Here is a 22,356-nt window from a genome sequence, read left to right as displayed (position 1 = left end):
TCCTTGAGCAACCGCAGGAACTCACCGGCATGCACACGTTCCTCGTTGGCGATATCCACCAGAACCTTCTGCGCCAAGACGTTGTCCGTCGATTCGGCCAGCTGCATGTAGAGCTGAATTGCCTCGTATTCGGCGGCGACCATGAAGCGGATGGCGCGCACCAATTCCTCGTGGGTGACCAGGCGGTCGCTTTTCAGACCGCTGAAGGGATGACCAAAATCCGGCATTGCTGCATCCTCCTGTAAAAAATGATCGACCAGTTCATGGGCTGTCGATCCGTCCAAGCCCTCTTAAATCTGCCGCATTTTGACGCGTTGTCAAATTCCCCCAGGCAGGCTGGCCCTCGGCGTTCGGGCTGCTATACTGCAAGGGCGCTTGGCGCCAACGGAAATTTTTCCAATCAAAGGAGGACGTGATGGGCAAGGAAGGCAAGAAATACAAATGCGAGATCTGCGGGAATCTGGTGCAACTTCTGGAGGACGGCGGCGGCCAGCTGTCGTGCTGCGGAGAGCCCATGGACGAGGTGGCCGAGTAGGCTCCGCCAGGGCTGGCCAACAACCAAGAAGGGCGCGAAAAAAAACGATTTTTCGCGCCCTTGAATAATGATGACGTTTCTGGTAATATTTTTCTTAGCGAGAACCGCACTTACTCACGACTCGCTCTTTCGCGCGTCGGATATCCCTCCTGGCCGGCGCGCATTTTTTTGCCCGCCGGTTCGTCCTTCGCTTCCCCTTCTCATTTCGTCAGTTACCATTGTGCATCTGCGGACTGATGATCACGTCGATGCGGCGGTTGACGGCGCGTCCCTCGGGCGTGGTGTTCAGCGCCAGGGGGCGGCGCGAGCCATAGCCGACGGCCAGGATCTTTTCCGCCGGCAGGGTGCCGTTGGCGACGAAAAAGTGGCGCACGGCCTCGGCGCGCTGCTGGGAGAGACGGGCGTTGGTTTCGTCGGAACCGGTGCTGTCCGTGTGCCCTTCGATGGTGACGGCCGGTTCGCCGAAGCGCTGGATGGCCTGGCGCACCTTGCCCAGCACCGGATAGTTGGCGGGCTGAATGACGGCCTGCCCGACGGGGAAATGGATGCTGCGCAGGCGCAGGATGACATGGTTGCCCTGCTTGTAGACCTCGGCTTCGTCGGCGCTAAAGGACGCCTGAACCTCGCGGAACAGTTGCTGGAGCTGCCGCTCGCGTTCGAGTTTTTCCTTGGCGGCGCGCTGTTCCCAGATGTAGAGCTCCTTGGCGGCCTGTTCCTCCCCGATCTGCTGCTGAGCCGCCTCGATCTGGAAGCGCTGGGCTTCCTGCCCGGCCTGGAGTTGCTCGATGGCCTGGCTCAGGGTCTTGGCCTGATCGGGAAAGGTCTTGTCCCGCCAGTCGGCACCCTGGAACTGCTTCGCGGGCTCGACCAGCAGCTCCTCGATCCAGAGCACGATCTGTTCCGAGGGCATTTCCTTGACACTGCGGCTGTGCTGGGTGAGGTTCAGCAGACGGCGGGTCTCGAAGGTGGCATGGGCCGATTTCTTGCGGATTTGCTCCACCTCGTAGCGATTGTCGGTAATGTAGTTTTCCGCTTCATCGAGGGCGCGGGCGGCGCGCTGGAGGGTCTGCGGGGCAAAGGTCTCGGCTTTGAAGCCGCGCGCCTGCTGCATGAGATCGCGCGCCTCGCCGAGGGCATCCTGCTTGATGGCGCGCAGCTCAATGGCGCGAAAATCCTCGGTCAGGGCATTGCTGCGGCGCAGCGCCCAGTCGATGCGCTCGTTTTCCACGGCGCGGTTGAGTTCGAGCATGCGATCCTCCAGGACGAGGTAGTCCTGGCCGAATTTCACCGCGCCGGCTTTCTGGGCCAGGGCGCGGGCTTCGAGGGGCATGGCCAGCATGGTCTGCACCACCTTGGAGCGATCCTTGCCCCGGTCGAGATAGGCGCGCCCCAGAGCCACGCGGTGCAGGACCTCGGCCACGCTCCAGCCTTGCCGCTGCCCCTCGCGGGCGGACTCCAGGGCCTGGGTGGCGGCGGCGAAGGAGTCGGGGGCCAGCACATGCATTTCGTTGACGCGGGCGGTGGTCAGATCGGCGGCCAGCAGGTCGATCTGCTCGCTGGGGTTTTTGGTCAGCGGGATGGGATCGATTTTCGGCGGCGGCGTGCCGCAGCCGGCCAGTGCCAGCAGGCACAGCAGACTCGTCAACAGGACATAGCGCAGGGATGGTCGGGCCATGGGCGTAGGTTCTCCTCGGTGAGATGATCGATCGCCGGGCGAATAAGATGCGGCCGGGCAATTGAAATACCTTAAGGCAGGCGGCCAAGGGAGTCAATCACCGTCGACGGGATTTTGGGTCCGGTCCCGCCCGCGCCGGCTCCTGCAATGGCCTTGGCGGTCGGCGGGGACTTATGCTAGATTTGTCCACGTGCTTGGGTAGAATTTACGTAGGGAACGCACCTTTTTCAGGGTGCGGGAGGGTGAGGCAAACGTGGCGAGGAAGATGACGGGGGAGCAGGCCGGGGTTGCTTCCCGAGTCCGCGTCAAAACGGCGCAGCCCCCATTGTTCAAGGTTCTGATGCATAATGATGACTACACCACCATGGATTTCGTGGTGAGCATGCTGGAGAGCGTGTTTCACAAATCTCCGGCCGAGGCCAATCGCATCATGCTCAACATTCATTACCGGGGCTTGGGGGTTTGCGGTGTTTATCCCTTCGACATCGCCGAAACCAAGGTGATGAAGGTGCACGCCCAAGCCCGCGAAGCGGGCCATCCGCTCAGGTGCAGTCTCGAGGAGGCCTGAGCGCCAACAACCATCATAGGTGCGGTTATGTTCAATCAGGATGTACAGATCGCTTTCAGTCTGGCGGTGCGCGAGGCGCAGCGGCGGCATCACGAATATCTGACCACCGAGCATATTCTGTTCGCGATTCTGTTCGAGGAGGAAGGGCAGAAAATCATCCGCGGCTGCGGCGGCGATGTGGATGAGCTCAAGAGTATGCTCGAGGATTTCTTCGCGCATCAGGTGGAGACCTTGCCCGGCGAGGATGAATTCATTCCCGAGCAGACCGTCGGTTTGCAGCGCCTGCTGCAGCGCACCGTGGTGCACATGCACTCCTCGGGCAAGAAGGAAATCGGCCTCGGCGATATTCTCGCCGCGATTCTCGAGGAGCAGAATTCCCATGCCGCCGCCTACCTGGAAGCCCAGGGCGTGTCGCGCCTCGACCTGTTGAGTTTCATCTCCCATGGGGTGCCCAAATATCCGCAACCGGAGAAGAGCACGCCCCCCGAACGCGAGGAGGCGCCGGCCAAGGCCGCGCCGGCGCGCGATCCTTTGAGCGCCTTCACCGTCGATCTGGTGGAGCGCGCCCGCCAGGGCAAGATCGACCCGTTGATCGGCCGCGCCCTGGAACTGGAACGCACCATCCAGGTGTTGTGCCGGCGGCGCAAGAACAATCCGATCTACGTCGGCGATTCGGGGGTGGGCAAGACCGCCATCGCCGAGGGTCTGGCACGGCGCATCTTCGAGGGCGCGGTGCCCGAGATGCTCAAGGATTTCAAGGTCCATGCCCTCGACATGGGCGCCCTGCTGGCGGGCACCAAATTCCGCGGCGACTTCGAGGAACGGCTCAAGGCGGTGATCAACGCCATGGCCAAGATACCCAAGGCCGCCCTGTTCATCGACGAAATCCATACCATCGTCGGTGCCGGCGCCACCAGCGGCAGTTCCATGGATGCCTCCAACATCCTCAAGCCGGTGCTGGCTTCGGGGGATCTGCGCTGCATCGGTTCGACCACCTTCGAGGAATACAAGAACCTCTTCGACAAGGATCGCGCCCTCTCGCGGCGGTTCCAGAAGATCGACATTCTCGAGCCGTCGGTGGAGGAAACCATCGACATTCTTCAGGGGCTCAAGCGCTACTACGCCGATTATCACGGCGTCACCTACACCGACGAGGCCATCGAAGCGGCGGCGCGCCTGGCGGCCAAGCACATCAATTACCGCCACCTGCCCGACAAGGCCATCGACGTCATCGACGAGGTGGGCGCGGCCCTCAAGCTGCAGCCCCAGCTCAAGCAGACGGTGACGGTGGCCGAGGTGGAAGCGACGGTGGCCAAGATCGCGCGCATTCCGGAGCGCAATGTGTCCACTTCGGACCGGCGGCGCCTCAAAACCCTGGAGCGCGACCTCAAGGGCGTTGTGTTCGGTCAGGACGAGGCCATCGACACCCTGAGCCGCGCCATTCGTCGCGCCCGCGCCGGCCTCGGTCATCCGGACAAGCCCGTCGGCTCCTTTCTGTTCACCGGACCCACCGGGGTGGGCAAGACCGAGGTGGCCAAGCAGCTGGCGGCGCAACTGGGCGTCGAGTTCCTGCGCTTCGACATGAGCGAGTACATGGAGAAGCATTCGGTGTCGCGGTTGATCGGCGCCCCGCCCGGCTACGTCGGCTTCGATCAGGGCGGGCTGCTCACCGACGCCGTGGTGAAGAACCCCTATGCCGTTCTGCTCCTCGACGAGATCGAAAAGGCCCATCCCGATCTGTTCAACATCCTGCTCCAGGTCATGGACCACGGCAGCCTCACCGACAACAACGGCAAGAAGGCCGATTTCCGCAACGTAGTGCTGATCATGACCAGCAACGTCGGCGCCCGGGAGATGAGCGCCAGCCCCATCGGTTTCGGCGAACGCGTCCAGGGGGCGCCGCGCCAGGCGGTGGAGAAGCATTTCTCGCCCGAGTTCCGCAACCGCCTCGACGCGGTCATCGCCTTCAAGGGCCTTGATCTGCCGATCATCGAGAAGGTGGTGGAGAAGTTCGTCGGCGAGTTGCAGCAGCGCCTCACCGACCGCGGGGTGCGGCTGACCCTCTCGCCCAAGGCGCGCACCCAACTCGCGCGGCGCGGTTACGATCCGGTGTTCGGTGCCCGTCCCCTGGGGCGCTTGATCCAGACCGAAATCAGCGACGTCATCGCCGACGAGATCCTCTTCGGGCGCCTGAGCAAAGGCGGGCGGCTGCGCATCGGGCTCAAGGACGAGCGCCTGACCTTCAGCTACTCATGAGATCGACCCAGCATGCGCGCGGGGCAAGACCGGCCTTGCCCCGCCGTCTTTTTCCTCGCGTGATCGACGTCCGTGCCCGTTTATCAACTCATTCCTGAAGCGGTTTTCCCGCCTGTCGAACTGGCCGAGGAGGGGGGCCTGCTCGCCGTGGGCGGCGACCTGCGCCCCGAGCGGCTGCTGTTGGCTTATTCCATGGGGATTTTCCCCTGGTTCAACGATCCGGATCCCATCCTCTGGTGGTCGCCCGACCCGCGCTTCATCCTCGAATTCGACGCGTTGCACGTTTCGCGCAGCCTGGCCAAGTTGCTGCGGAGCGAGCGGTTTTCCGTGACCTTCGACCAGGCCTTCGTCGAGGTGCTGGCCGCCTGCGGAGATGTGCGGCGTCAGGCCGAGGGCACCTGGATCACCCCGGCGATGGCTTGCGCCTATGAGCGGCTGCATGAACTGGGCTACGCCCATTCGGTGGAAGTCTGGCTGGACGGACAGCTGGCGGGAGGGCTTTACGGGGTCTGTCTGGGGCGCTGTTTTTTCGGCGAGTCCATGTTTCACCGGGCGACCAATGCATCCAAGGTAGCCCTGGTGGCGCTGGTGGAACGGCTCAAGGCGCGGGATTTCGAACTGCTCGACTGTCAGATGCCCAGCGATCACCTGCGCTCCCTGGGGGGGCGCGAGATTGCGCGGGACGAATTTCTCCGCCGCCTGCGGCGTGGCGGCGTCATGCCCTCGACCCATCCCCTGCCCGGCGATTTCGCCTGACAGGGGAGGGTCTCCGGTCTCAGCTTTTCTCTATTTCCTCAATCCCCAACATCTGCTGCAATTGCCGGCGGCGCTGCGCCCAGTCGGAGGCCAGGCGTTCTTCCAGAAAGGCGAGCAGCAGGCTGTCGAAAAGCTGGAGCCCTTCGGCGAGCACGTGCATGCGCTCGTAAAAGATGGCCTCCTGCTCGCTTTTTTCGTCGGTGATCTCGTCTTTTTCCGGTTTGACCCCCGGCGCCTTGAACCCGCCGAACACAAAGGACTCGGCCTTCAGGGTGGTCTTCCAGGCATCCTCGCCTTTTTCCATGAAGATGGCGGCCTCGGCGATCTCCTTGCCTGCTTCCAGGGCGATGCGCGCCTCGCTGTAATGGTCCTGGGGGCCGGCGACGGTCACGCGCTGCGGGCCGGCGGCGAGCACCAGGCGATTATCGAGAAAAGCGACAAAGGCTTCGTCGAGAAGGGCCGGACCGGCGCGGCGCACGCGAAAGCTGTTGCGCCCAGCGATGGAGTGGGCCAGCAGCCAGTGCAGGAAGTCGGCGCCGAGCCAAGTGTTTTCCTGGATCTGTTCGAGCACGGCATCGGTGGTCGCGCGGTTTTGTTCCTCCAGCAGGGGATGGAGCTTCGCGGGCAGCACGGCGCGAGCGCGCGCGAAGGGATGTAGGGCCACCAACCGCAGGCCTTCGAAGGTCTGGCGGAACAGGCCCTCGAAAATATCGGCGATGGCGGTGGATGTGCCGGTGAAGGTGAGCAGTCCGCGATCCAGATCCCAGACGGCGTCGAAGAGACTTGGCGTGGGCAGGGTGCGGGCGAGCAGCGCGCCCTTGACGGTTTCGCGCAATTCCTCGCGTTTGTCCTTGGGAACCCGTTGCAGGCCGGGATGGGCGGCGAGAAAGTTCTCCTCGGCCTGTTGCAGATGGCGGCGCAGGACGGCGGCGGGCACCCGGCGCTGGTCGCGCCGCAGGGTGAAGACGAGGTTGGGCGGGCGCAAGAAATCGCGCCGCTCGGCGAAGGTTGCGTCCTGGGGATCGTCGAGGGACACCCAACCCGAGGAGACCTCCTCGCTGCCGCTGTCGATGGGCACAAAGGCGTGTTTGGCCAGCAGCGCGGCGGCCCATTCGCCGGGATCGCCGGCGGGCATATCTCCCAGGACCTGGTATTGGCGGAAACTGACGGTATTGGCAAGGATGCCCATGGCATGAACCTCCGTGGCAAAGAGTTGAAAGGGGATAAGGGAATACCGCGTTGCGCCGCAAAAGGCAAGGCCGTTTGGCTTGCCTCGGGCTAAAACAGGCCCGCCGCCTGTTGGGTGGCCCAGGCGAGAAAGGCGTAGCGGCCGAGCTTGCCGACGGCGACGATGAGCACAAAGGGCAGGACGGGAAACCGCAAGGCGCCCGCGACCAGGCACAGCGGATCACCGATCACCGGCAGCCAGGAAAACAGCAGTGCCCAACCGCCATGGCGTCCCATCAGGGTTTGCGCCCGCTCCAGCCGTTGTCGTTGCCGGGGCGGATGGGGACGGTGGCGCCACCAGCGTTCGCCGCCCCAGCCGATCAGGTAATTGGTGGTCGCGCCCAGGGTGTTGCCGGCGCCGGCCACCAGCACCAGGGTGAACGCCGGCTGGCCCTGGAGGAGCAGCAGCGCCAGCAGCCATTCGGAGCCCAGGGGCAGCAGGGTGGCGGCGAGAAAGGCGGTGAGGAAAAGGGCACTCAGGGCATGTTCCGTCGCCAGGACGGCAAGGAGATTTTCCATTTGGGGATGGTCCGTCAGCGGCGGGGCGGCTATCCGTTTTGGGCTCCGCCACGTTGCGTCCGTACGCGGGTGTTGTGCTCTTGCATCTGTCGCACCAGTTCTTCAAGTTCCGTGGGCGTGATTAACCCTTTGTCCACGAAAAACTGCCCGAGGCGCTGATGGCGGCTGCGTTGGTAAAAAAGCAGGGTCCGCACCTGAAAGGGGGTCAGCAACCCCAGATCCACTGCTTTTTCGCCGAAGCGGTGGTGGCCGCGTTGGCTGAGAATCGTCCGGACCGCCGCTTCGTTCAGCCACCCCCAGCGCTGTGCCGTTTCGCCGATGCTGGGACGCTGGCGGCGCTGCCAGACCAGGGCCTCGATGAGGGTGCGATAGGGAATCAGCCCCTGGGTATAGAGAAAAAGTCCCAGCGGGTAGGTGCGCTGGAGAAGGGGCGCGGAACTCTTGGGGCCAGGGGGGCGACGATCCGCGCCGGGGGACGCTTGGCGCGTGGCGGCGGGCTTGGCGCGAGGCGGCCAGAGTCCGCGGTCGCGGGTATTCAGGAAGCTGTTGACCAGATCGTAGGCGCGGGCCACGGCCTGGAATTGCTCGGATTGGCGTCGCTGGATCTGCGGCTCGCCGGGGAAACGATCCGGGTGGGTTTCCTTGGCGCGTTTGCGAAACGCGGCCTTGGCGCCATCATGCTGAAGATAAAACAGGAAATGGCGATCAAGCCAGACCTCGGCGCCGAACAGCGTGCGGCAGGCCTTGAGAATTTCGGTTTCCTGGATGGCGGCGGGCAAGGCGATTCTCCGCGAACAAAAAGGGGAGAGCAGCTGGAAATTGCCGCCTGTTATACACCAGCGTCGGGCAAAGGACAAGCTCCGCCCCCGCGGGAACTCAGGATTCGGTCGGGGTCTGCGCCGCCTGGGCCTGCTGCTTCTGGACCTCGGTGACAAAGCGGCAGATCCGGTCCTGATCGGCCTTGCGAATGTGGGTGAACTGCATGCCCACGGCCTGCAGTCCCGGTTTTTCGGCGGGGCGCAGCCAGACCACCTCGGCAAGGGCGCACACCGGAGGCGTTTGGGGGGAAAGCTCAAGAAGCAACAGGCAAACCTCGGCAATGCGCGGCGCTTCGCGAAAATTGAAGCGGATGCCGCCGCCACTCAGATTGACCGGACAATATGGAAAACTGGGCTGTTCGGCTTGCGGCGCCTGCAGCAGCTCAAGCTGTTTTTCCCATTTCGCCCGCAGGGAACGCAAGTGCCCCTGGCCCCGGGCATAGCGCAGGCCGACGGGGATGTCGATACGCGGCATGACGCGGCGCTGAAAGGCTTCCAGCGGGTCGCGACACTCCACGCGCACCACCCCCTCCTCCTGATGGCCGGCCACTTTCCCCCGGGTGCGCACCCCCAGGCCGAGAGCTTGGGAGAGCAGTTCGAGTTCGGTGCCCGGAAGCAGGGGAAAAAGCTCGCCCTCGCGCACCCGATAGGGCAGGGTCAGATCCAGATACTCGGCGCCGCTGTTTGACACGTAGGCGGTCAAGGACTCGATCTGCCCTGGCGTGTTTTGGGTTCGCCAGGAGTGGATCTGCACTTTCTGGCCGGGCTTGAAATACTTGGTGAGCAGGGAAGCTTCCTCCGGAATAAATTGCGGGACTCAAGACCCCCAGTCTTTCGCAAAATCCGTTCCACGCAACTCGGCACGGATGGCGCGGGTCTTTTGCGCGCCGCGCGAGGCGCGCAACGGTCAACTGGCGGTCCGGGTGACGGGTTTTGTCAGGATTGTGGCGGCAGACCTCACATGGCGTGGCAGCGTTCGCAGTTTTCCGCCACACTGAAGGCGCCGCTGCCGTCATGGCAGGCGCCGCAGGAGAGACCCTCCTCCATCTGGGACATGGACACCTGCGGATTGCCGGAAGCCGGACGGAACAGGTCGGGGTGGCAATCGCCGCAGCCGAACAGAGCGGTGTGGACCTGGTGGCTGAACAGCACCTCGCCCACATCCTCCACGGGAAACTTGACCTCGCGGGTCGGGTGGCAGCGGTTGCAGTTGCTGTCCACGCCGAAGGCCTTGCGCCCGTTGTGGCAGGCGCCGCAACTCTTGCCCTCGGCCATCTCCTTCATGCTGACGCGCGGGTTCTGAGCGCGCAGGATATGAAAGATGCTGTTGTGGCAATGCACGCAGTTGTTGCCGAGCTTTTCCAGGTGGCGGTAGTGGCTGAAGACGACGGGCCCCGTGGCGTCGACCTCCATGCTCACCAGATCGCTGATGCGCCCGGCCTGCGGAGTCAGGGGCAGAAGCAGAAACAACGCCAGAAGCAGGAGCGGGCGGATGCGCATGGAAATCCTCAAGGTAAAATTTCACCAATTTTAGCAGAAAGCGTTCGCGTGCGCCATCCCTCATTCACCATCGGCCTGCGCCAGTGCCAATCGGCCGCTCAGGTCGTCGATGAACTGCCGCGCCACCCGCCCCGAGCGGCCGCCGCGCAGCAGCGCCCACTGCAGGGCTTCACGCTCCAGATCGGCGGTGGCGATGGGTAGTTGGCGCCGGGCTGCCAGGTGCCGCGCGATGTCCAGGTAAAGATCCTGGGTGACGGGATAAAAACCGAGCGTTATACCGAAGCGGTCCGAGAGGGAGAGCTTTTCGGAGACGGCCTCCTCGGGATGAATTTCCGCCTCGCCGGTGTTGGCCGCGAAGCGCTCGGGCAGCAGGTGGCGGCGGTTGGCGGTGGCGTAGATCAGCACGTTGGGCGGCGGCGCCTCGATGCCCCCCTGCAGCAGGGCCTTGAGCTCGCGATAGCCGGTTTCGGATTCGTCGAAGGAGAGGTCGTCGCAAAACAGGATGAAGCGAAAGGGTTGGGGGCGCAGGGCTCGGGTGATGACCGGCAGGTGGTAGAGATCCTCCTTCTGCAACTCGACGAGGCGCAAACCCTGGGCGGCGAATTCGCCCAGCAGGCATTTTACCGCCGAGGATTTGCCCGTGCCGCGCTCGCCCCACAGCAGCACGTTGTTGGCCGGCACGCCGGCGACGAACTGGCGGGTGTTCTGCCGCAGGCGTGTCAGGATCATGTCGATGCCGAGCAGATCCTCGGGATCGGGAACGTCGGGATAGGCGACGGCTTCAAGCAGGCCCTCGTGATTCCAGCGAAAGGCGATGTGGTCGCGAAACATCTGCGGCTCGACGTCCACCTCGTCGGCCAGCTTGCGACTGAGAAACTCCTCGGAGAGATCCATGAGCCGCTCGATTTTTTCGATCAGATACTCCCAGTCGATATTCATCTGGGGATAATTCATCATGAGACACCGCTCCTTGGATGAGATGTTCCGGCAATTTACAGCATTGGGATCGCTGTGGTAAAGTCCGTGCCCTTGGCGAACGATGCTTTGGCGAGGTTTTTTGTGGCACAATCCCCATTTGATCTGTTTGCGGTCACGGCGCCCGGTTGCGAGGACGCCTGCCTGGCGGAACTGCAGGCTTTGAATCTGCCGGCGCAACGGGAAGCGGGGGGCTTGAGCTTTTCCGGAGAGTTGGCCGACGTGTATCGCGCCAATCTCTGGCTGCGCAGCGCCGGCCGCGTGCTGGTGCGCTTTGCCGAGATCCGCGCCACCGGCTTCCCCGAACTCTACCAGAAATGCCTGCGCCTGCCCTGGGGACGCTTCATCCGTCCGTCGACCGCCCTGGAGGTGCGCGTTCACTGCCGCCGCTCGCGGCTGATGCATACCGGCCGTATTGCCGAGACCCTCACGGCCGCCGTTGATCGCGCCCTGGGCCGCGAGGCGCCCCTGGACGCCGAGTTGCCCAAGCAACTGGTGCTGGTGCGCTTCGAGGACGACCGGGCACAAATTTCCATCGACAGTTCCGGCGAATTGCTGCACCGGCGCGGTTATCGCCTGGAGCAGGGCGCGGCGCCCCTGCGCGAAACCCTGGCGGCGGCGCTCCTGCATGCCGTCGGCTGGCAGCCGGGCGTGTCCCTTTGGGATCCCATGTGCGGTTCGGGCACCCTGCTGATCGAGGCGGCGCTGCTTGCCCGCAACCGCGCGCCGGGACTGCATCGCGCCTTTGCCTTCGAGGGCTGGCCCCATTTTCGCGCCGGTCGCTGGCAAGTACTGCGGGAACAGTCCCTGGCCGCGGAACATTCCGCGAGTGGCCAAACCCTCTACGGCAGCGAACTTGACCCGCGCCTAGCCGAAATCGCCGCGCGCAATGCGGCGCGCGCCGGTATCGCCGCGCTGCTCGATTTGCGCGCGGGCGATTTCCGGCAGCTGCCGCCACCGACGGTTGCTGTTCCAGGCATCCTCCTGTGCAATCCGCCCTATGGCGAGCGGCTCGGCGAGCGCCGTGCGCTGATGGATTTTTTCCGGGAATTTGGTGGGTTTTTACGCCGGCATGCCTCGGGCTGGCGCGGCGGATTTCTCGCCTCCGACCCACGTTTGGCCCAGGCAACGGGCCTGCGTCCGCAGGCGGGGCCAACCTTCGCCCACGGTGGCCTGTCCGTGACCCTCTACCTGTTCGAAGTTCCGTAAATTTTCCAATTGCATTTCTCTTTCCTCCTCGTTATACTTTCGCCCTACTTCTGTCAAAAATCCGACAGGGTTGAGAAAAAGCAGGGAAAGCGAGGTGATTCGGTGGAAATCACGGTTATCGACAACAACGTCGATAAAGCGATCAAAGTGCTCAAGCGCAAGTTGCAGCAGGAGGGCCTGTTTCGGGAAATGAAGCAGCGCAAGTTCTACGAGAAGCCCAGTGTCAAGCGCAAGCGCAAGGAAAAAGAAGCACAGCGCCGTCTGCGCAAGAAAATGCGCATGGTCAAGCGCGCCGACTGATCTCGCTTTTTATCGGACCCAACGAAAAAAGGCTGCCCCTTCACGGAGCAGCCTTTTTTCGTTGGTAGGCCGGGAGGCTATACCGGATAGGTGGGAAATTCCAGGCCGGCAAGTTTTTCGGTCATGCGCACCACCTGGCAGCTGTAGCCGTATTCATTGTCGTACCAGACATAGAGCACGCAACGCGTGCCGTTGACGATGGTGGCCAGGGAGTCGACCACCCCGGCGAAGGGCGAGCCGACGAAGTCGCTGGAAACCACTTCCGGCGAATTGGTGTAATCGATCTGGTTCTGCAGGGGGGAATCGAGGGACGCATCGCGCAGGTAGCGGTTGAGTTCGGCCACCGTGGTTTCCTCGCCAAGCTCCAGATTGAGAATCGCCAGGGAGACGTTGGGCGTGGGCACGCGAATGGCGTTGCCGGTGAGCTTGCCGGCCAGCTCGGGAATCGCCTTGGCCACCGCCTTGGCGGCGCCGGTTTCGGTGATGACCATGTTGAGGGGCGCGCTGCGGCCGCGGCGGTTGCCCTTGTGGTAGTTGTCGATGAGGTTCTGGTCGTTGGTGTAGCTGTGGCAGGTTTCCACATGGCCATGCACGATGCCGAAGCGGTCATTGACCGCCTTGAGCACCGGCACGATGGCGTTGGTGGTGCAGCTCGCGGCGGAGAAGATGTTTTCGTCGCCGGTGATGAGCTCGTTGTTGACGCCGAACACCACGTTGGGCACGTCGCCCTTGCCCGGTGCGGTGAGAATCACCTTGGAAACGCCCTTGCTCTTGAGATGGCGGACGAGACCTTCGCGGTCGCGCCACTTGCCGGTGTTGTCGATGAGCAGAGCGTCCTTGATTCCGTACTGGGTATAGTCGACGCTCTCCGGGTTGTCGGCATAGATCAGGCGGATCAGGTTGCCGTTGGCGATGATGGCGTTTTCCTCCTCATCCACGGTGATGGTGCCGTGAAAATGGCCATGCACCGAGTCGCGGCGCAAGAGGCTGGCACGCTTGATCAGATCGTCGGCGCCGCCCTTGCGCACCACCGCCGCGCGCAGGCGCAGCTTGTCGCCGCCGCCGGTCTTGTCGATGAGGATGCGCGCCAGCAGCCGGCCGATGCGACCGAAGCCGTAGAGCACCACATCGCGTGGTTCGCTCAGTACCGAGGACTTGCCGGTATTGATGGGCCCAAGCTCCTGGCGCACGAATTGATCCACCGAGATGCCCATGCCCTGGGAGAGATAGCGCACGGTGAGCTTGCCGAGGTCGACGCGCGCGGAGGCGAGATCGAGCTTGCTCATGGCTTCCAGAACCGGGAAGGTCTCGCGCACCGAGAGCTCGTTCTCGAGGATCTGGCGGGCGAAGCGGTGTGCCTTGAGAATGTCGATGGAGGTGCCGCGCGTGATGGAGCGGCCATAGACGCTGATCACCACGCCGTGGTCGCGGTAAAGCTTGCCGATCAGCGGCAGCATGCGCTCGGCCAGCGCCTCGCGTTCCTTGAAATCCTTGAAGTAGGTGTCGCTCTTGGAAATGTTCATGATCTTGCCTGTGCTCCTTCAGCAAAAATTCGGCCGCCCCGCGGCAAAACGTGCCGTATCGTAAACGATGACCGGCATTTTTTCAACCTTGGCGGCGGGATTTGGGGTGAAAGGCGAGGCGGTGCGGTGCGGCTGAAGAAATCCATAATCCAGGGGCCGCTCCAAGCCGCCGCTTGCCGGGCACTGACGGGATGGACCGTGGCCACGCGCGACTGATTCCTTGGGCCAAGGGGGGCGTTTGCGTCTGCCATTGTGTCTCGCCCGGGCGATTTCACCCCGCGCCTCTTATCGATTCAAGTGCCAGTCGTCGTTTTTCCAGATGGTGCGGGCGCTTCTGCCTTTCCGCTTGACGAAATCCCGGCCGGGGAGCCGCGCATGGCCTGATAGTCGACCTTGCCGTGCTCCAGGTTGTAGAACTCGTTCCTGAGGGCTCGTCGGATCATGCGCCTGCCAGCGCGGCCAGAGGTCTCCCTTGGGACCGGCGGCAACCTGAACGGGAAGGACGGCGATCAGTAATGCGACGACAAGCAGGCCGAGTGAGGACTCCATGGCGCGTCTTTCTTTCTAACCCCGCCGCCAGGCATGGTATTTTTCGACCCAGGCCAGCAGCTTCTCCGGTACGTGGGCTTTTTTCCATTCCCCGGCGGCCATTTTGTTGCCCTCGGCCAGAGTCGGGTAGGGGTGGATGGTGCCCAGGATCTTGTTGAGACCCAGGCCGTGCTTCATGGCCAGGATGTACTCGGCGAGCAGATCGCCCGCATGGGTGCCGACGATGGTGACGCCGAGAATCTTGTCCTTGCCCGGCGGGGTGATGACCTTGATCCAGCCGTGGTCTTCACCCTCGGCGATGGCGCGATCCAGTTCCTCCAGTTCGAAGCGGGTGACTTCGTGATCAATCCCCTGCTCGTGGGCTTCGGCTTCGTTGAGACCGACCCGCGCCACCTCCGGATCGGTGAAGGTGCACCAGGGGATGACGCGGTAATCGGCGCGGAACGTCTTGAAGTCGCCGAACAGGGCGTTGACCGAGGCGTACCAGGCCTGATGGGCTGCGGTGTGGGTGAACTGGTAGGGGCCGGCCACATCGCCCGCGCAGAAGATGTTGGGGAAATTGGTGCGCAAAAACGGATCGGTCTCAATGGTGCCGCGCTCGCTCAGCCGCACCCCCAATTCCTCCAGTCCGAAGCCGCTGGTGCGGGCGCGTCGGCCCACCGCGACCAGCAAGGCGTCGAAGGGCAGAGCGACTTTTTCACCCTGATGTTCGCAGACGAGAATTTTTTCGCCGTCTTCGACGCGCACTTCCTTGGCGGCATGTTCGGTGAGGACCCGCACCCCTTCAGCCTCGAAGCGCTCGCGCACGAAGGCTGCGACATCGGCGTCCTCGCGTCCCATGATCTGCGGTGCCATCTCCACCTGCGTCACCTGCGCGCCGAAGCGCGCAAAGGCCTGGGTCATCTCGCACCCGATGGGGCCGCCGCCCAGCACCACCAGGCGCTTGGGCAGTTCGCGCAGTTTCCACAGATTGTCCGAGGTTAGGTAGTCGACTTGATCCAGGCCCGCGATGGGCGGCACAAAGGGCTCGGCGCCGGTGGCGACGATGATGGTGCGCGTGGTCAGAGTGCGCTCGCCGACCTGCACGCTGTAGGGTGAGGTGATGTGCGCTGCGCCCTTGATGCACTCGACACCAAGCTGCGTGTAGCGCTCCACCGAATCGTGCGGTTCGACCTTTTTCACCACCCGCTGCACCCGCTCCATCACCTCGGCGAAATCAAAGTCGCTTTCGGTTTTCCGCAGGCCGAATTCAACCGCGCGCCGCCCGTAGGCAAGCATTTTCGCCGAGCGGATCAGCGCCTTGCTCGGCACGCAGCCAGTATTGAGGCAATCGCCGCCCATCTTGTCCTTTTCGATCAGGGCCACCTTGGCCTTGACCGCGGCCGCGATATAGGCGCTGACCAGGCCGGCCGAACCGGCGCCGAGGACGACGATGTTGTAGTCGAATTTTGGGGGTTTGGGAAAATTTTTCAGCGTACGGCGTTTCTGCATGATGTCGACTCCCTTGCGGGCCAGCAGAGGAAAAATGCCGAGCAGGGCGAAGGACAACAGCAAGGACGGCGAAAGAATGCCGCCGAGGGTTTCGATCTGGCCGAGCTGGGTGCCGGCGTTGACGTAGACCGCCGTGCCCGGCAGCATGCCGACCTGGCTGACCCAGTAATAGGTCAGGGTGCGCATGGGGGTGAGGCCCATGGCCAGGTTGATGACGAAAAACGGAAAAATCGGCACCAGCCGCAAGGTGAACAGATAAAAACCGCCGTCTTTTTCAATGCCTGCGTTGAGCGCCTTGAGGCGCTTGCCGAATTTGCCCTGCACCCAGTCGCGCAGCAGGAAGCGGCTGACCAGAAAGGCCAGGGTCGCGCCGATGGTGCTGGCGAAGGACACCACGATCAAGGCGGGCAGAAAGCCGAACAGCGCACCACCGGCCAGGGTCATGACGGCCGCGCCCGGCAGGGACAAAGCGGTGACGAGGATGTAGAAGATAAAGTAAGCGCCGAGGGTGAGAAGACGATTGGCGGCGTAGAATTGCTGAAAGGCTTCTTGATGCGCCTTGAGTTCCGTCAGGGTCAAAAAGCGTTGCAGGTCGAAAACAAAGAACAGTGTGACCAGGATGGCAATGGCCAGGATGATGAGGATTTTTTTGCCGTTGCCTTTCATGACGTCCTCCGAAAAAAGCGGGGAGGACGATCCGTCTCTTCCCCGCTCTGGTTAGCCGCTATTTCAGCGGGCCGGTAAATACCCAGTCGTTCTGGATGACCGCGGTATGGCAGCCGCTGCACATGGGAACCTTGCCTTCGGCGTCGATATTGCCGTTCGCGCCGTACTTGGCCCAGAACCAGTCGCCCGCTTCGGGATTAAAGCCCTTGACGCGGTACATGACGGTGAGTGCGTCGAGCTTGCCGTCCGGCATGTAGTTTTCCTTGACGATGATGGTTCCATCGGGCAGTTGCCCGGCGCGGTTCTGAATCGCTGCTTGGGCGTCGGGAGACACATAGGTGGTCAGCAGCGCGCCGTGGGGGTGTTTCCCTTCGTAAAGTTTTTGGGTGCCGGGAAACAGGGGCCAGTCCTGATAGGGCGACACCTTGGTCAGGTACTCGTAGACCGCCTGGCCTTCGGCCTTCGGCAATGAGTCGGCGGCCGCGCCGGAGCCGATTCCTACCAAGAGAAAAACCGCCATCAACGCCACGACAAACAAGTTGCTCTTCATTTTTTCCTCCCTGCTTTTATGGTGATGTCGGACCTTCGGACCACCCGAGGGCCAGATCCATGCAACGCTTGCGCGCGACCTAACTAGGTCGCAATTTCGCCCCCTCAGGTAAAGCCCGCACCGGCGGTACAGGCATAACAGTGGTCGGCGGTGGCGATGGGTGTGCCTTGCGGGGGCGGCCCGGGCAAATCGCGCACATGGGTGAGTTTTTCGCCCTGGCAGATGCCGGCGGCCAGATGGAAATCGCAATCGAACACGTAACCGTCCCAGGACACGCTGACCTGCTCTCGGCACATCAGACCCGATACCACGGCCGGGTTGAAGGCGGACGCCAGTTTGCTTAAGTAGGCGTCATAGTTCCTCGAGTTTTCCAGCCAGCGGCGGAAACGCCCGAGGGGCATGTTGGTCAGGGTGAACAGATTGTTGAAGACCAGACCCCAGCGCCTCTGCAATTCGCGGTGATAGCGCCTCTCCGTGGCCGCTTGATCGGCCGGCAGGAACGCGCCTCCGGGGTTGACCGCCAGGTGCAGTTGCAGCCCGGAATCCTCACGCCCATAACCCAGCGCATTGAGCCGATGCAGCACCGCCAGACTTTTTTCCCAGACGCCCGAGCCTCTTTGCGCCTCCACCTGGGCTTCGCGCAAGGCGGGAAAAGAAACCACCAGGGCGACGCGATGTTTGACGCAGGTGCGCAACAGGTTTTCTCTCTCCGGCGATTCGAGAGCGGTGAGATTGGAGCGCAGCATGAGATGCGGCACCACCTCGGCCAGATCGGCTATAAATCCTTCGATGCCGGGGACCAGTTCCGGGGCGCCGCCGGTGATATCGACCATCTCGAAGCCACCACGCCGGGCGAAATTGACCACCTCTCTCATGGTCTGCGCACTCATGGCTTCTTGCCGATGCGGTCCCGCCATCAGATGGCAATGGCGACAACACAGATCGCAAATCAGGCCGACATTGACCTGCAGAATGCGGCAGCGGGTACGGTCCAGTTTCAGCCCATGGCGCTTGAGGGCGCTGGAAAACTTTTCAAGACCAAGCTGCGGTGTCTGCGTTTGCGGTTTTTGCGGACAGCCCATGATCGTTTCCTTTTATAGCGTGAGTTTCTCGGCGATCTTGCGCATCTGTACCCCGTGTACCAGGGAGGCGCCGCCGCGAATGGCACCGGCCACATGCAGGGCTTCGGTCATCTCTTCCAGGTCGGAGCCTTTTTCCAGGCAGGCCCGGGTGTAGGCGTCGATGCAGTAGGGGCACTGCACCGTGTGCGCTACCGCCAGGGCGATCAGCGCTTTTTCGCGCGCGCTCAAGGCGCCCTCGGCGAACACCGCGCCGTAGTAGTCGAAGAATTTTTTCGCCAACTCCGGCGCATCCTTGCCGATGGCGGCAAATTGGTCGAGATCTTGGGGATCATAATAGGTCGGCATCGTTGTTTTCCTTTTGCAAAAGGCTGGAAAGGTTGGCTTCATCGGCTCCGTATGCAACTGTCATCAAGTTTACAAACACTCGGTAAGATCGCGATTAATTGTTTGAATAGCGCTTGAGAAAATTCTTGAGCGCAGCCCGGTCGGCAATGCGAATGGTCCGATAAGAGGTTCGGACCAGCCCCAGCCGCTTCATCTCCGAAAGTTGTTCGGCCACCGCTTCGCGAGAGGCGCCGATGAGATAAGCGAGATCTTTTTGCGAAAGAGGAATGCGGATGCTGCCGTCGTCCTCGGTGACGCCGAGGCGCTGTGCCTGCCACAGAAGTGTAATCGCCAAGCGTCCGGCCAGGGGGCGAAACACCAGATCCTCAAGGCGCATTTCCAGTTCGCGTCGGCGCAGACCGACGAGCTTGAGCACGCGCAAGGCCATTTCCGGGTGGCGCCGCAATAAATCCTCGAAATCCTCGCGCGCGATGATGCACACCAGTGCGTCATCAAGAGCTTCGGCGCTGTGCGAACGGCGCTCTTCGCCGGCCAGGGCCAATTCGCCGAAAATTTCGCCCGGACCGAGGATGTCGAGAATGATTTCTCGCCCTTCCGGGCTGGAGCGGATCAATTTCACGCGGCCCTGCTTGACCAGAAAGATGTTGTCGCTGGGCTCCTCGGCAAAAAAGAACCGGTTGTTGCGCTTGCAGCTCACCATTTCACTGCGGCCGGCCAGTTCCATCTGTTCCTCCTCGCGCAGCCAGGAGAACATATCCGCATTTCTGATGTACCAGAGCCGTGGTTCCATGGCTGTTCCTTGTTTTTCAATGTTTCAAGCCACTCAGAAATCAATCTCGACCCGCAGGGCATCGAGAAATTTGTTGAATCCGGCAAAGAGTTCCATGACCCCCAGAGCTTCGACGATTTCGGCATCATCCGCCCCGAGATCGCGCAGCGCCTTGACCTCGTTGTCTTCAATGCGCAGCGGCGCGATGTTGGCCTTGCGTGCGAAGGCGATCAGCGCGCGCTCCTTGCGGCTGAATTCGGCCTGTTGCAGGTCGGTTTCAATCGCCCGAATTTCCTCGCTGGAAACGCCGATGGAACGTAGCGCCGCCTCGTGGGCCGCCACGCAATAGTCGCAGCCGTTGTCCTTGGAGACCAGCACGGCGATGGATTCCTTGGTCTTGCGCGTCAGAACACCCTCCATGATCACCTTTTTCACCTTGAACCAGTTGGCTTCCAGCAACGGCGGGTGGTTGGCGTAGGCGCGAAACAAATTGGGCACCATGCCGAAGGCCTGTTTGATTTCGGCAAAGATTTCGGCGGTGCCCGCTTGCGCGGCTTGCGGATCGAGGGAGTGGATGCGGCTCATGATGGTTCTCCGTGTGGTCAGTGGGATCGGCGCTGATCCGAGCCCGGGTTGGGAATAAAAAGCATCAGACGCAAGGTCTCGATGCAGTTGTTCATCGGTTCTTCCGTTTTATGCAGGCGCGATTGCATGATGCCGCCTTCGAGCACCGCGATGACGAATTCCGCCAGGCTTTCGGCCGTGCGCCCCTGGTGGATCGCTCCCTCGTCCTGGGCGTGGGCGATGATGGCGGCCAGTTTCCTTTTCCACTCAAGGAACACCTCGGCGGTCATTTGCGCGAAGGCGGGGGCGGTGTCGCTGGTTTCCAGGGCCGTATTGCCGAACAGACAGCCGCCCACAAAACCCCTGCCGCGATGGTAATCAAGGGCCAAACGCAGAAAACTGTCGAGTTTTTGGGCGGCGGTGTCGCCTTCGAGGCCTTCGTCGATAAAGTCCATGAACCTTTCACTGGCCTGCCGCAGGTATTCGAGACCGAGATCATCCTTGCCGGGAAAATGAAAGTACAAGCTACCCTTGGTCACACCCGTCGCTTCCAGCAGATCATTGATGCTGGTGGCGCCAAAGCCTTTGGTGCGAAACAGGTGCGCCGCATCGTCCAGGATTTTCTTCCGGGTTTTTTCACCTTTGAATCCCATGCCTAACTCCAAAAAAAACATACCGTTTGGTTTATTCTTGCCTTTACTTGTATCGCGAAATCCAAGCATGTCAAACATGCCCAGTGTCTATGGCTCAATGGTAGGGGGGAGATCAAAAAGAGACTATCGCGGGGATTACAATTGAGCTGCTTTTGTTGCTTGAGCGTTTTGGGGGTGTTGGGGGCGATGAAAGTCCATGACGATGGCGGTGCAGTCGTCGCCGGGAGGCGCCGAACCGTTGAACTCCATGAGAGTGGAAAAGAGCTGGTCGAGGAATTCCTGGTGGTCGCCCTGGTGCTCGCGCAGCAGGTTCTTCAGACGTGCCGCGCCGAATTGCTCTTCCTGCGCGTTGACGGTTTCGCTGATACCGTCGGTGTAGAGAAACAGCCGGTCGTGCTTTTCAAAAGCGAAGGTGCGCACCACATCCGCATCCATGTCGAAGAAGCCCACCAGCGGGGCGCTGGGTTCAAGTTCAAACAAGCTATCACCGCGTTTTACCAGCGGCGGAGGATGCGCGGCGTTGACATAATGCATTTGCAGGGTTTCGGGCACGATGACGCCGAAGAAAAGCGTCGAGGAGAAAAGGTGGTCGTAAACCTGCGAGCGTTCGCCGAATTTTTTCAGGAAACGATTGACGCGCCGCACCACGTCCAGGGGTGAGCAGACCTCCTCGATGCTGCGGTGAATGTAGCCGTAGAGCAGCGACATGACCACCGAGGCGGCCACATCGTGCCCGGTCACATCGCCGATCATGACCATCTGGCAGCCGTCGTGGGTGGGCAGAAAATCGAAGAAATCGCCGCCCACGCCCACCGCCATGCGGTTTTTCACGCCGATGCAGCTCCAGTCGCAGTAGGGCGGGGCCTTGGGCAGCAGCAATTGCTGGATTTTTCCGGCCAGGTCGTTGCCGTTCGGGGTGTCCATCGTGTCCATGGTCAACCGACAGGGATCATCCTTTCCTTAAATTTTTCGTGCCGTGTTCATCGCGCTCAGGATGGTCAAAATCTCCTCGGGCTCGGGGCGGCGCGTGTGGTCGGGGTCGATGTGGGCGTGATGGATGATGCCGTCGGGGCGCACGACGTAGCGCGCCGCCAGGGGCAGGCTCCAACTGTCGTCGCCGTTGTGCTTCGGCAGATCGAGGCCAAATTTGAGGTAAACCTGGCGCAGGGCAGGCGGCAGCACATGGACGATGCCGAATTTTTTCGCCAGGGCGTTGCCGGGGTCCGGCAGCAGGGGGTAGCTCAAATGATGCTTTGCCGCCAGTCGCGCGGAAAATTCGGCGAGCATGGGTGAGATGGCGAGCAATTGGGCACCGGCTTTTGAGATGTCGGCGTGAACGGCTTGCAGAGCATCCAGCTCCGCGTTGCAGAAGGGTCACCAGGCTCCTCGGAAAAAATGCAGGACCAGCGGCCCCTCGGCGCGCAATTTTTGCGAATCCAAGCGCCTGCCGTCAGCGGTGTCCAGGGAGAATTCGGGCATGGCATCGCCCACCTTGAGCGCCCGCTCGACGATGCCCGACTCAACCAACGCCCGCGCCGCGCGCCCCATGATGCTCTGTGATTCGGCGTCGGCTTTTTCCTTAAAGCCCGATTTGATCTCTTCCAGTTTGTCGTTTAGGGTCATGTTGTCCTCCTATTTGCTGCTGTCCCATAGTTCTCAAAGCAGCGCCAGCTGTGGGCTGGGCGTGAATTGAGGGGGGTTAAATAGGGTTTCGAGGCCCCGGCGTTCGAACAAATTCATTTGTAATATTCGCAAGATCTGCTGCATTGACTGCTTGATCCTTGAACTGAACTTCAACCACGCCAGCACCAGGTAAACGCACAGGG

The 22,356-nt window shown here is 62.0% G+C and carries 23 protein-coding genes and 3 pseudogenes; 6 read left to right on the top strand and 20 right to left on the bottom strand.

What is annotated here, in order from left to right:
• Positions 1-227: ferritin family protein (locus QAT43_RS06395; RefSeq protein ID WP_305042215.1), on the bottom strand; the 227-nt coding region annotated here is incomplete at its 3' end.
• A 188-nt stretch (positions 228-415) separates the two neighbouring features.
• Here QAT43_RS06395 and QAT43_RS06390 point away from each other — a divergent pair.
• The gene (locus tag QAT43_RS06390; protein WP_305042214.1) at positions 416-535 is read left to right on the top strand and encodes a desulfoferrodoxin FeS4 iron-binding domain-containing protein; all 120 of its coding nucleotides are present in this window, start codon (positions 416-418) and stop codon (positions 533-535) included.
• A gap of 208 nt (positions 536-743) precedes the next feature.
• Here the strand turns inward: QAT43_RS06390 and QAT43_RS06385 are convergent, their stop codons facing one another.
• Positions 744-2,210, bottom strand: a complete 1,467-nt coding sequence (locus QAT43_RS06385) for an OmpA family protein (protein ID WP_305042213.1) — start codon at positions 2,208-2,210, stop codon at positions 744-746.
• 265 nt (positions 2,211-2,475) lie between these two features.
• On the opposite strand from QAT43_RS06385, the gene clpS reads away from it, so the two are divergent.
• The 3 genes from clpS to aat all read left to right on the top strand — a co-directional run bounded on the left by clpS (position 2,476) and on the right by aat (position 5,790).
• Positions 2,476-2,778, top strand: a complete 303-nt coding sequence (clpS, locus tag QAT43_RS06380; RefSeq protein ID WP_305042217.1) for an ATP-dependent Clp protease adapter ClpS — start codon at positions 2,476-2,478, stop codon at positions 2,776-2,778.
• Between the two features lie 27 nt (positions 2,779-2,805).
• Entirely contained in the window at positions 2,806-5,034 is a 2,229-nt protein-coding gene (clpA, locus tag QAT43_RS06375) for an ATP-dependent Clp protease ATP-binding subunit ClpA (protein WP_305042212.1), read from the top strand.
• 72 nt (positions 5,035-5,106) lie between these two features.
• Positions 5,107-5,790, top strand: a complete 684-nt coding sequence (gene aat / locus QAT43_RS06370) for a leucyl/phenylalanyl-tRNA--protein transferase (RefSeq protein WP_305042211.1) — start codon at positions 5,107-5,109, stop codon at positions 5,788-5,790.
• Between the two features lie 19 nt (positions 5,791-5,809).
• Here aat and rdgC read toward each other — a convergent pair whose 3' ends face one another.
• From rdgC to QAT43_RS06340, 6 genes are all read right to left on the bottom strand, one after another.
• A complete protein-coding gene (gene rdgC, locus QAT43_RS06365; protein WP_305042210.1) occupies positions 5,810-6,979 on the bottom strand; it encodes a recombination-associated protein RdgC in 1,170 nt (389 codons plus the stop codon).
• Between the two features lie 89 nt (positions 6,980-7,068).
• Positions 7,069-7,536 (bottom strand): YqaA family protein, encoded by a 468-nt coding sequence (locus QAT43_RS06360; protein WP_305042209.1) that lies wholly within the window; start codon positions 7,534-7,536, stop codon positions 7,069-7,071.
• Between the two features lie 29 nt (positions 7,537-7,565).
• On the bottom strand, positions 7,566-8,315 hold the full coding sequence (locus tag QAT43_RS06355; RefSeq protein ID WP_305042208.1) for a J domain-containing protein: 750 nt from the start codon (positions 8,313-8,315) through the stop codon (positions 7,566-7,568).
• A 97-nt stretch (positions 8,316-8,412) separates the two neighbouring features.
• Positions 8,413-9,057: a PilZ domain-containing protein gene (locus QAT43_RS06350; protein WP_305042207.1), complete on the bottom strand. Its 645-nt coding sequence runs from the start codon at positions 9,055-9,057 to the stop codon at positions 8,413-8,415.
• A 254-nt stretch (positions 9,058-9,311) separates the two neighbouring features.
• Positions 9,312-9,854 carry a cytochrome c3 family protein gene (locus tag QAT43_RS06345; protein ID WP_305042206.1) on the bottom strand — a complete coding sequence of 181 codons (543 nt, stop codon included), beginning with the start codon at positions 9,852-9,854 and terminating at the stop codon, positions 9,312-9,314.
• Positions 9,855-9,914: 60 nt separating this feature from the next.
• Positions 9,915-10,811 carry an ATP-binding protein gene (locus tag QAT43_RS06340; protein ID WP_305042205.1) on the bottom strand — a complete coding sequence of 299 codons (897 nt, stop codon included), beginning with the start codon at positions 10,809-10,811 and terminating at the stop codon, positions 9,915-9,917.
• A 102-nt stretch (positions 10,812-10,913) separates the two neighbouring features.
• Here QAT43_RS06340 and QAT43_RS06335 point away from each other — a divergent pair, with 102 nt between their 5' ends.
• The gene (locus tag QAT43_RS06335; protein WP_305042204.1) at positions 10,914-12,038 is read left to right on the top strand and encodes a THUMP domain-containing class I SAM-dependent RNA methyltransferase; all 1,125 of its coding nucleotides are present in this window, start codon (positions 10,914-10,916) and stop codon (positions 12,036-12,038) included.
• A gap of 102 nt (positions 12,039-12,140) precedes the next feature.
• Positions 12,141-12,317 (top strand): annotated as a pseudogene (rpsU, locus tag QAT43_RS06330) (30S ribosomal protein S21); the annotation flags it as partial.
• A gap of 98 nt (positions 12,318-12,415) precedes the next feature.
• Here rpsU and QAT43_RS06325 read toward each other — a convergent pair.
• The 12 genes and pseudogenes from QAT43_RS06325 to QAT43_RS06270 form a co-directional block, all read right to left on the bottom strand.
• Positions 12,416-13,861: a glyceraldehyde-3-phosphate dehydrogenase gene (locus tag QAT43_RS06325; protein ID WP_305042202.1), complete on the bottom strand. Its 1,446-nt coding sequence runs from the start codon at positions 13,859-13,861 to the stop codon at positions 12,416-12,418.
• A gap of 564 nt (positions 13,862-14,425) precedes the next feature.
• Positions 14,426-16,567 carry an FAD-dependent oxidoreductase gene (locus QAT43_RS06320; RefSeq protein ID WP_305042201.1) on the bottom strand — a complete coding sequence of 714 codons (2,142 nt, stop codon included), beginning with the start codon at positions 16,565-16,567 and terminating at the stop codon, positions 14,426-14,428.
• A 58-nt stretch (positions 16,568-16,625) separates the two neighbouring features.
• Entirely contained in the window at positions 16,626-17,117 is a 492-nt protein-coding gene (locus QAT43_RS06315; RefSeq protein ID WP_305042200.1) for a cytochrome P460 family protein, read from the bottom strand.
• 104 nt (positions 17,118-17,221) lie between these two features.
• Positions 17,222-18,199: an arsenosugar biosynthesis radical SAM (seleno)protein ArsS gene (arsS, locus tag QAT43_RS06310; RefSeq protein WP_305042199.1), complete on the bottom strand. Its 978-nt coding sequence runs from the start codon at positions 18,197-18,199 to the stop codon at positions 17,222-17,224.
• Between the two features lie 12 nt (positions 18,200-18,211).
• Positions 18,212-18,544, bottom strand: a complete 333-nt coding sequence (locus QAT43_RS06305; protein WP_305042198.1) for an arsenosugar biosynthesis-associated peroxidase-like protein — start codon at positions 18,542-18,544, stop codon at positions 18,212-18,214.
• Between the two features lie 94 nt (positions 18,545-18,638).
• The gene (locus QAT43_RS06300) at positions 18,639-19,334 is read right to left on the bottom strand and encodes a Crp/Fnr family transcriptional regulator (protein WP_305042197.1); all 696 of its coding nucleotides are present in this window, start codon (positions 19,332-19,334) and stop codon (positions 18,639-18,641) included.
• 33 nt (positions 19,335-19,367) lie between these two features.
• Positions 19,368-19,898: a carboxymuconolactone decarboxylase family protein gene (locus QAT43_RS06295; protein WP_305042196.1), complete on the bottom strand. Its 531-nt coding sequence runs from the start codon at positions 19,896-19,898 to the stop codon at positions 19,368-19,370.
• Between the two features lie 17 nt (positions 19,899-19,915).
• A complete protein-coding gene (locus QAT43_RS06290) occupies positions 19,916-20,530 on the bottom strand; it encodes a TetR/AcrR family transcriptional regulator (RefSeq protein ID WP_305042195.1) in 615 nt (204 codons plus the stop codon).
• A gap of 135 nt (positions 20,531-20,665) precedes the next feature.
• Complete coding sequence (locus QAT43_RS06285; RefSeq protein WP_305042216.1) at positions 20,666-21,463, bottom strand: PP2C family protein-serine/threonine phosphatase; 798 nt, start codon at positions 21,461-21,463, stop codon at positions 20,666-20,668.
• A 27-nt stretch (positions 21,464-21,490) separates the two neighbouring features.
• Positions 21,491-21,892, bottom strand: a pseudogene (locus QAT43_RS06280) (redoxin domain-containing protein); the annotation flags it as partial.
• A gap of 12 nt (positions 21,893-21,904) precedes the next feature.
• The gene (locus QAT43_RS06275) at positions 21,905-22,153 is read right to left on the bottom strand and encodes a hypothetical protein (protein WP_305042194.1); all 249 of its coding nucleotides are present in this window, start codon (positions 22,151-22,153) and stop codon (positions 21,905-21,907) included.
• A gap of 33 nt (positions 22,154-22,186) precedes the next feature.
• Positions 22,187-22,356: pseudogene (locus tag QAT43_RS06270) on the bottom strand (IS4 family transposase); the annotation flags it as partial.

This window comes from Geoalkalibacter sp. (assembly GCF_030604225.1).
In the GTDB taxonomy this organism is placed as follows: domain Bacteria; phylum Desulfobacterota; class Desulfuromonadia; order Desulfuromonadales; family Geoalkalibacteraceae; genus Geoalkalibacter.
This window is presented reverse-complemented; position numbering and strand designations above follow the sequence as displayed.

Bases quoted from the DNA above. Each gene is read 5' to 3' on its own strand.
- QAT43_RS06390 (WP_305042214.1), top strand. From the start codon at position 416: ATGGGCAAGGAAGGCAAGAAATACAAATGCGAGATCTGCGGGAATCTG.
- QAT43_RS06385 (WP_305042213.1), bottom strand. From the start codon at position 2,210: ATGGCCCGACCATCCCTGCGCTATGTCCTGTTGACGAGTCTGCTGTGC.
- clpS (WP_305042217.1), top strand. From the start codon at position 2,476: ATGACGGGGGAGCAGGCCGGGGTTGCTTCCCGAGTCCGCGTCAAAACG.
- clpA (WP_305042212.1), top strand. From the start codon at position 2,806: ATGTTCAATCAGGATGTACAGATCGCTTTCAGTCTGGCGGTGCGCGAG.
- rdgC (WP_305042210.1), bottom strand. From the start codon at position 6,979: ATGGGCATCCTTGCCAATACCGTCAGTTTCCGCCAATACCAGGTCCTG.
- QAT43_RS06360 (WP_305042209.1), bottom strand. From the start codon at position 7,536: ATGGAAAATCTCCTTGCCGTCCTGGCGACGGAACATGCCCTGAGTGCC.
- QAT43_RS06345 (WP_305042206.1), bottom strand. From the start codon at position 9,854: ATGCGCATCCGCCCGCTCCTGCTTCTGGCGTTGTTTCTGCTTCTGCCC.
- QAT43_RS06340 (WP_305042205.1), bottom strand. From the start codon at position 10,811: ATGATGAATTATCCCCAGATGAATATCGACTGGGAGTATCTGATCGAA.
- QAT43_RS06325 (WP_305042202.1), bottom strand. From the start codon at position 13,861: ATGAACATTTCCAAGAGCGACACCTACTTCAAGGATTTCAAGGAACGC.
- QAT43_RS06320 (WP_305042201.1), bottom strand. From the start codon at position 16,567: ATGAAAGGCAACGGCAAAAAAATCCTCATCATCCTGGCCATTGCCATC.
- QAT43_RS06315 (WP_305042200.1), bottom strand. From the start codon at position 17,117: ATGAAGAGCAACTTGTTTGTCGTGGCGTTGATGGCGGTTTTTCTCTTG.
- arsS (WP_305042199.1), bottom strand. From the start codon at position 18,199: ATGGGCTGTCCGCAAAAACCGCAAACGCAGACACCGCAGCTTGGTCTT.
- QAT43_RS06305 (WP_305042198.1), bottom strand. From the start codon at position 18,544: ATGCCGACCTATTATGATCCCCAAGATCTCGACCAATTTGCCGCCATC.
- QAT43_RS06300 (WP_305042197.1), bottom strand. From the start codon at position 19,334: ATGGAACCACGGCTCTGGTACATCAGAAATGCGGATATGTTCTCCTGG.
- QAT43_RS06295 (WP_305042196.1), bottom strand. From the start codon at position 19,898: ATGAGCCGCATCCACTCCCTCGATCCGCAAGCCGCGCAAGCGGGCACC.
- QAT43_RS06290 (WP_305042195.1), bottom strand. From the start codon at position 20,530: ATGGGATTCAAAGGTGAAAAAACCCGGAAGAAAATCCTGGACGATGCG.
- QAT43_RS06285 (WP_305042216.1), bottom strand. From the start codon at position 21,463: ATGGACACGATGGACACCCCGAACGGCAACGACCTGGCCGGAAAAATC.
- QAT43_RS06275 (WP_305042194.1), bottom strand. From the start codon at position 22,153: ATGACCCTAAACGACAAACTGGAAGAGATCAAATCGGGCTTTAAGGAA.